This is a genomic window from Arthrobacter sp. Y3223166 (assembly GCF_059090935.1).
This window is the reverse complement of sequence record NZ_JBNHGE010000068.1, coordinates 1-6,643: the sequence shown is the minus strand read 5'-3', so window position 1 is coordinate 6,643 and position 6,643 is coordinate 1. Positions and strand designations below refer to the sequence as shown.

General features: G+C 68.3%; 7 protein-coding genes. 5 read left to right on the top strand and 2 right to left on the bottom strand.

All coding sequences use genetic code 11. The features are described 5' to 3' along the window. The 4 genes from AC5RUH_RS16280 to AC5RUH_RS16265 all read left to right on the top strand — a co-directional run. A partial coding sequence (locus AC5RUH_RS16280; RefSeq protein ID WP_494129111.1) for a TadA family conjugal transfer-associated ATPase occupies positions 1 to 1,386 on the top strand: 1,386 nt, incomplete at its 5' end. Further along, positions 1,383 to 2,318, top strand: coding sequence for a type II secretion system F family protein (locus AC5RUH_RS16275; protein WP_494129110.1), 936 nt, complete (start codon positions 1,383 to 1,385; stop codon positions 2,316 to 2,318). The genes AC5RUH_RS16280 and AC5RUH_RS16275, both read left to right, overlap by 4 nt. Before the next feature lie 30 nt (positions 2,319 to 2,348). Further along, positions 2,349 to 3,230 (top strand): type II secretion system F family protein, encoded by an 882-nt coding sequence (locus AC5RUH_RS16270; RefSeq protein WP_494129109.1) that lies wholly within the window; start codon positions 2,349 to 2,351, stop codon positions 3,228 to 3,230. A 178-nt stretch (positions 3,231 to 3,408) separates the two neighbouring features. After that, on the top strand, positions 3,409 to 3,840 hold the full coding sequence (locus AC5RUH_RS16265) for an Hpt domain-containing protein (RefSeq protein ID WP_494129108.1): 432 nt from the start codon (positions 3,409 to 3,411) through the stop codon (positions 3,838 to 3,840). On the opposite strand, the gene AC5RUH_RS16260 is transcribed toward AC5RUH_RS16265, so the two are convergent. Further along, entirely contained in the window at positions 3,791 to 4,561 is a 771-nt protein-coding gene (locus AC5RUH_RS16260; RefSeq protein ID WP_494001565.1) for a response regulator transcription factor, read from the bottom strand. The two genes, AC5RUH_RS16265 and AC5RUH_RS16260, sit on opposite strands and share 50 nt — an antisense overlap. 209 nt (positions 4,562 to 4,770) lie before the next feature. Here AC5RUH_RS16260 and AC5RUH_RS16255 point away from each other — a divergent pair, with 209 nt between their 5' ends. Then, a complete protein-coding gene (locus tag AC5RUH_RS16255; RefSeq protein ID WP_494129107.1) occupies positions 4,771 to 5,406 on the top strand; it encodes a prepilin peptidase in 636 nt (211 codons plus the stop codon). An 8-nt stretch (positions 5,407 to 5,414) separates the two neighbouring features. On the opposite strand, the gene galK is transcribed toward AC5RUH_RS16255, so the two are convergent. Further along, positions 5,415 to 6,620, bottom strand: coding sequence for a galactokinase (galK, locus tag AC5RUH_RS16250; RefSeq protein ID WP_494001567.1), 1,206 nt, complete (start codon positions 6,618 to 6,620; stop codon positions 5,415 to 5,417). Between the last annotated feature and the right edge of the window lie 23 nt (positions 6,621 to 6,643).

Sequence of the window (6,643 nt, the reverse complement as noted above, 5' to 3'; positions counted from 1 at the left end):
CCGGCGACTGCCTCGTCCACCCTGGCCGCGGCGCAGCCGGCCGCTGCCGGCCGCACGGCTCCCCCGGCCGCCCTTCCCCCGGCCCAGGATGCCCTGTCCAAGATGAAGGAACGTGCGAGCACGGTCCTCTTCGAACGCATGGGATCACGCCTGCTGGATGCTTCCCTGGACGAGGACAAGCTGCATCTCGTGGTGCAGCAGGAGCTTGCCAAGGTGGTCGAGGAAGAAGAAAATTCGCTCAGCCACCTGGAGCGCCAGCGCCTGATCCGTGAGGTCAGCGACGACGTGCTCGGCTACGGTCCGCTGCAGCCGCTGCTGGAGGATCCGGACGTCTCCGAAATCATGGTGAACGGACCCGACATGATCTACGTGGAGCACAAGGGCAAGCTCTCGCGCAGTTCGGCCCGCTTCCTGTCCGAGGACCAGCTGCGCCGGGTCATTGAACGCATCGTGTCCAGGGTCGGCCGCCGGATCGACGAATCGTCGCCGCTCGTTGACGCCCGCCTGGCCGACGGCTCGCGCGTGAATGCGGTCATCCCGCCGCTGGCAGTCAACGGGTCCTCCCTGACCATCCGGAAGTTCGCCGCCGACCCCTTCCAGGTCCAGGACCTCATTGGTTTCGGCACGCTCTCCCCGGAGATGGCCGCGTTGTTGGACGCCTGCGTCCGGTCACGGCTGAACATCATCGTCTCCGGCGGCACCGGCACCGGAAAGACCACGCTGCTCAACGTGCTCTCCTCCTTCATTCCGGCCGGCGAACGCATCGTCACCATCGAAGACGCCGTAGAACTGCAGCTGCAGCAGGACCACGTGGTCCGGCTGGAAAGCCGCCCGAGCAACATCGAGGGCAAGGGCGCGATCACCATCCGCGACCTCGTCCGCAACTCGCTGCGCATGCGCCCGGACCGGATCGTGGTGGGCGAGGTCCGCGGCGGAGAAACACTGGACATGCTCCAGGCCATGAACACCGGGCACGACGGATCGCTGTCCACGGTGCATTCGAACTCCCCCCGGGACGCCATCGCGCGCCTGGAGACCCTGGTGCTGATGGCCGGGATGGACCTGCCCCTGCGCGCGATCCGGGAACAGATCGCCTCCGCGGTGGACGTCATCGTTCAGTTGACCCGCCTGCGCGACGGTACCCGCCGGGTCACGCATGTGACCGAGGTACAGGGCATGGAAGGCGACATCGTGACGCTGCAGGACGCCTTCGTCTTCGACTACAGCGCCGGTGTGGATGCCAGCGGCAGGTTCCTGGGCAAGCCCATGCCAACCGGGGTTCGTCCCCGGTTTACCGACCGGTTCCGGGAACTGGGCATCGACCTGCCGGCCGACATCTTCGAGCCGGCCGCCGGCCCGTTGCGCCCGCAGGCGGCGACGCGATGACCCCGGTGGTCCTGGTTATAGGAATGCTGTGTTGCTACGGCTCGCTGGCCCTGCTGGTGTCGGCCGCCTTCGGCACGCGGTCCCTGCGGCTTTCGGCGTCCCGCCGTGGCGCCCCGGAACAGGGCTCCCGGCTCAGTGACGTGGCCGCCCGTTCCACCGCCACCATCGAACGGCTCCTGGCCCGCCGCCGGGAAGCCCCGGCGATGGCCGGCGCCCTCGAAGCCGCCGGGCTGAGGCTCAGCCCCGCGGAACTGGTGGTCCTGGTTTTGTCCGGCGCCGTGGTCGGCGCGGCCCTCGGGCTTATGCTCGCCGGGCCCGCCGCCGGCCTGCTCCTGGCCGTTGCGGCCCCGGCCGTCGCCAAGGCGGTCCTGGTCTTCCGCGCCGGCCGGCGCCGGGCGGCCTTCGCCGACCAGCTCGACGACACGCTCCAGCTGCTGGCCAGCGGCCTGCGTGCCGGCCACAGCCTGCTGCGCGCCGTGGACGCGGTTTCGGCAGAATCGGCGGCACCGACGTCCGAAGAGCTGCGTCGGGTGGTCAACGAAACGCGGCTGGGCCGAGACCTCGGCGAATCGCTGCACGATACTGCCGACAGGATGGGCAGCGAAGACTTCCACTGGGTCGCCCAGGCCATCGACATCCACCGCGAGGTAGGTGGCAACCTGGCCGAGGTCCTGGACCAAGTGGGCCAGACGATCAGGGAGCGCTCCCAGATCCGGGGCCAGGTCAAGGCGCTCAGCGCCGAAGGACGGATCTCCGCCCTGGTCCTGATGATCCTGCCCTTTGGCCTCAGCGGGTTCCTGTTCGTGTCCAGCCCCGGCTACCTGGACAGTTTCACCCAGAGCCCGCTGGGTTTCTCCCTGCTGTTCGTGGCCGGAGCACTGCTTGTCGCGGGCGGGCTGTGGATGCGCAAAGTCGTCAGCTTTAAGTTCTAAGTTCAGCACCGTAAGTAAAGGAGTCCGCCGATGCCGCTGACTGTCATGGTGGCTGCCGCAGCCCTGGTGCTGTCGCTCCCGCTGTTTGCCTGGTCCCTACTGGGCGGCAAGCATCCCCAGCACGAGGCCATCCGGGCGAATCTGTCCCGTGGCCTGGCCGGGCCGCGCGCGGTCAAACGTAAGCGCGGGCGCCGATTCGAGGCGCTGGCCAGCCGGTTCACGCCGGCAACCTTTGCCCAGCGTTTGGAACGCCAGCTGGCGCTGGCCGGACGTCCCGAGGCCTGGCCGCTGAAGCGGCTCATGGCCGCCAAGATCGTACTTGCCGTGGCAGGCATTGTAGTCGGGCTCCTGTACGTCGCAGCCGCATCCAAGGGGTCCAGCGTCCTACTGGCCATCGTCATCGCCGTCGTCGCCTACTGCCTCCCTGATCTTCTGCTGCACAGCGCGGGCCAGAAACGCCAGGCAACGATTAGCGAGGAACTGCCGGACACGTTGGACCAAATGACCATCGCCGTGGAGGCCGGCCTGGGCTTTGACGCGGCGGTCGCCCGGGTAGGAGCGAACGGTTCCGGTCCGCTGGCCGCCGAACTGATCCGCGTCCTGCAGGACATGCAGGTGGGCCGCTCGCGCCGCGAGGCCTACGACTCGCTGGCCGGCAGGACCACCTCCAAGGACCTGCAGCAGTTCGTTCGCGCCGTCATCCAGGCGGACGCCTACGGCGTTTCCGTCTCCGGCGTGCTCCGCACGCAGGCGGCCGAAATGCGCGTCAAGCGGCGCCAGCGCGCCGAGGAAAAGGCCATGCAGATCCCGGTCAAGGTAGTCTTCCCGCTGATGTTCTGCATACTCCCGGTGCTTTTTATCGCGCTGCTCGGCCCTGCGGCACTGAACATCATCGCCACGCTGGGCGGCTGACGAGGACCGGCAGGCACGTCGGCATCCTCAGCAATCCCGCAACATTGGCCAAAGAAACCGGAAAACCGGCAGACCCGCTCGACATCGGAAAGTAGTCTCGAATCATGCCCATCCCATCCACCCACTGTGCACCGAACGGGCTGGCCCCGGCCGGGACCCGCCGCGTGCGGCGGCTGCCATGATGGCCGCTGACCAGCACCACGTCCTGCCGCTGGTTGACCCAGCGGTAGTGGAAGACCTTGGCGACGGTTTGGCCGACCACGGCATCGCCCGCGGCTTGGTCCAGGACTTTTCCGAGGCATGGCCGGAACGGTTCAGCTGCCTGGAGACCGCGTTGGACAGCCAGGACCGGACCGATTCCCTGGACGCAGCACTCAGCCTGAAGACCGCCTCGATGATGGTGGGTGCCAGCCGACTGGCCTGGCTGGCCGGCGAGGTGGAGGCTCATATTCGTGCGGCGGATTTCGCAGAGGCAGCCGCCCTGCTTGGTCTCATCCAGCAGTGCGGTGCGGCCACGGTGAGCGAAATGCAGGGCGTGAGGGCCGAGCCAGGAGCACCCGCTACACCTGGCGATCCGGCGCCAGCCGATAACCGATTCCCCGCACCGTAACGAGCCAGCGCGGGCGGTGCGGATCTTCCTTCAGTTTGCGCCGCAGATTGCCCACGTGGACTTCGATCGCCCGCTCATCGGCTTCGCTGATATAGGCGTCCTCGGGGTAATAGTCCCCGCGCACTACCTTGACCAGCTCCGCCTTCGAGCGGACCGCCCCCGAACTGCGCAGCATCTCCTGGAGCACGTTGAACTCGCTCCTGGTCAGCCGCAATTCCTCACCCTCGCGCGACGCCGTACGGCGATCGGAATCGAGGACGAGCCCATTGTGCTCGAGGATTCTGCTGTCGGCGGGCGGGGCCGCCGGCAGCGGCGGTGCGTTGGCCGGGATGGCTTCCAGCGGATGGGGGGTGCGGGGCCGGCGCATCATCGCATGGATCCTGGCCCGCAGCTCGCGGGGACGGAACGGTTTGGTCATATAGTCGTCTGCGCCAAGCTGCAACGCCGTGAGCGTGTCGAGTTCTTCGTTCCTGCTGGTGAGCATCACGATGTAGCAGTTGCTGAACTGGCGGATCCGCCGGAGCACTTCGAAGCCGTCGATGTCCGGCAGCGAGATGTCCAGGGTGACGACGGTGGTGATCCGTTGCCGCACCGCATGGATCCCTTCCCGCCCGCTCGCGGCCGCCTGCACGTCGAATCCTGATTGCAGGAGGACGGCGCTCACAAGATTGCGGATGTCCACGTCGTCTTCAATCACTACGGCCGCACCCGGGTCACTCATTCTGCATCTCCTCCCTGCACGGTCCGCGTCGGGCTGCCCGAAGGCCATCCGGGCCTCTGCAGAAGCCCGATTCTCTGATACTCCTAGAGGTTAATCGATTCTTTCTACTGTGAGCCTATGTCGGGCAGTGATGTGATGAAAGGGTGACCAACGATCCACGGAGCCGAGGGACCTAAAGGAACAAGGGCTGTGGCCTGTGAGCGGGTCCGGTGACCGTGCTGTTACCCCTCCTGCTTGCCGCGCTCGGAGCCCTGGCCGGCTGGTGCGTCTTTGCACTCGCCCACCGGGAGGACCGCACGGTACTTCCTGCCGCGTGGCGCTGGCCGATGGCGGCCGCAACGGGCATCCTCTGCGGCCTCCTGGCTCCGGCCCGGGAAGCCGCAGAGCTTCCCGCCTTCGGCCTTCTCGCCGTCCTGGGCGTGCTGCTGGCCGCGATTGACCTGCGGCATAAGTTGCTGCCGAATCGCGTGGTCCTTCCGTTCCTGGGGACGGCAGTGGCACTGCTGCTCCTGCCTGCCTTGACGGGCTCCGCGTGGCAGCCGGTCATGGCCGGGCTGCTCGGCTCGCTGGCGATGTTTGCCGTCTACCTGCTGGCGGCTTTAATCAAGCCCGGCGGCATCGGCATGGGAGACGTGAAGCTTGCTGCCGTCGTGGGCCTGTATGCCGGCTACGACGGCGTAGCGGCCTGGGTGGCCGTGCTGCTGGTGGCGTTCCTGCTAAACGCGGCGGCCATTATCCTGCTCATGCTGGCCCGCGTGCTTAAGCGGGATTCGGACATCCCATTTGGCCCGTCCATGATCACCGCCACGCTCGTGGTCGCGCTGGCCGGCCCGCTGCCCGGATAGCCCCGGGCTTACAACAGCCGGCGGGCAGCGTCCGCGGAAGTGACGGTGAACATTTCCGGTTGCCGGAAGCCGCGCGAAGCGAACGCCCGCAAGACCGCATCCCGCACCGCATCCACCTCGTTTGCCGGGACCAGGGCGACGGCGGAACCGCCGAATCCCCCGCCGGTCATGCGGGCACCCAGGGCGCCGTTCGCCTGAGCGGTCTCTACAGCCAGGTCCAGCTCCGGACAGGAAATTTCGAAGTCATCGCGCATGGAAGCGTGGCTGGCGTCCAGCAACCGGCCGACGGCCGCGGGCCCCTCGGAGCGCAGCAATTCCACGGTCTCCACCACGCGCGCGTTCTCGGTAACGATATGCCGGGCGCGGCGGAAGGTCTCATCGTCGAGCAGCCGTTGAGCTTCCGGCAGCCGGTCGAGCGGTACGTCGCGCAGCAGCGGCACGCCCAGGGCTTCCGCGGCCCGGTTGCAGGAGTCGCGGCGGCTGGCATAGTCGCCGGTGGCATGGGCGTGCGAAACCTTGGTGTCCATGACCAGGCAGGCCAGGCCCGCAGCCTCGAGGTCCAGCGGCACCAGTTCCACGGCTTCGCTGCGGCAGTCCAGAAACACCGCGGACCCGGCCGCCCCGAACAGGGAGGCGTACTGGTCCATGATGCCGGTGGGCGCGCCGACCACCTCGTTCTCCGCGCGCCGTCCGGCGGCAGCCAGCCCGGCCCGATCCAATCCCGCGAGCTCCGGCCCCGCCCTATCCGGCCCCGCATCCGCCCGCCGCCCTCCCACCAGTTCGGCCAGGCCGAGGGCTACCGCGCATTCCAGCGCGGCCGACGAGGACAAGCCGGCGCCGACCGGAACGTCCGAATCCACCAGCAGGTCGAAGCCGGGCAGGCGTACCCCCGCCTGCCCCAGCGCCCAGGCCACGCCCAGCGGGTACGCCGACCAACCGGAAACCGAGCCGGGGCCAAGATCGTCCAGCCCGATCTCCACCGCCTCGGCGCCCGGCAGCGCCGAGGCCACCCGAACGGTGCGGTCGCCGCGCACGGCGAGCGCCGCCGTCGTGATCTTGTCGATGGCGAACGGCAGCACGAAGCCGCCGTTGTAATCGGTGTGTTCGCCGATCAGATTGGCCCGTCCCGGTCCTGCCCAGACCCCGTCCGGGCGGCGCCCGAACCGTGCGGCGAAGGCGTCGGCGGTGCGTGCGGCCAAAGCTTCGGCGGTCACGGGGCCTCCCCGCCGGCGCCCCC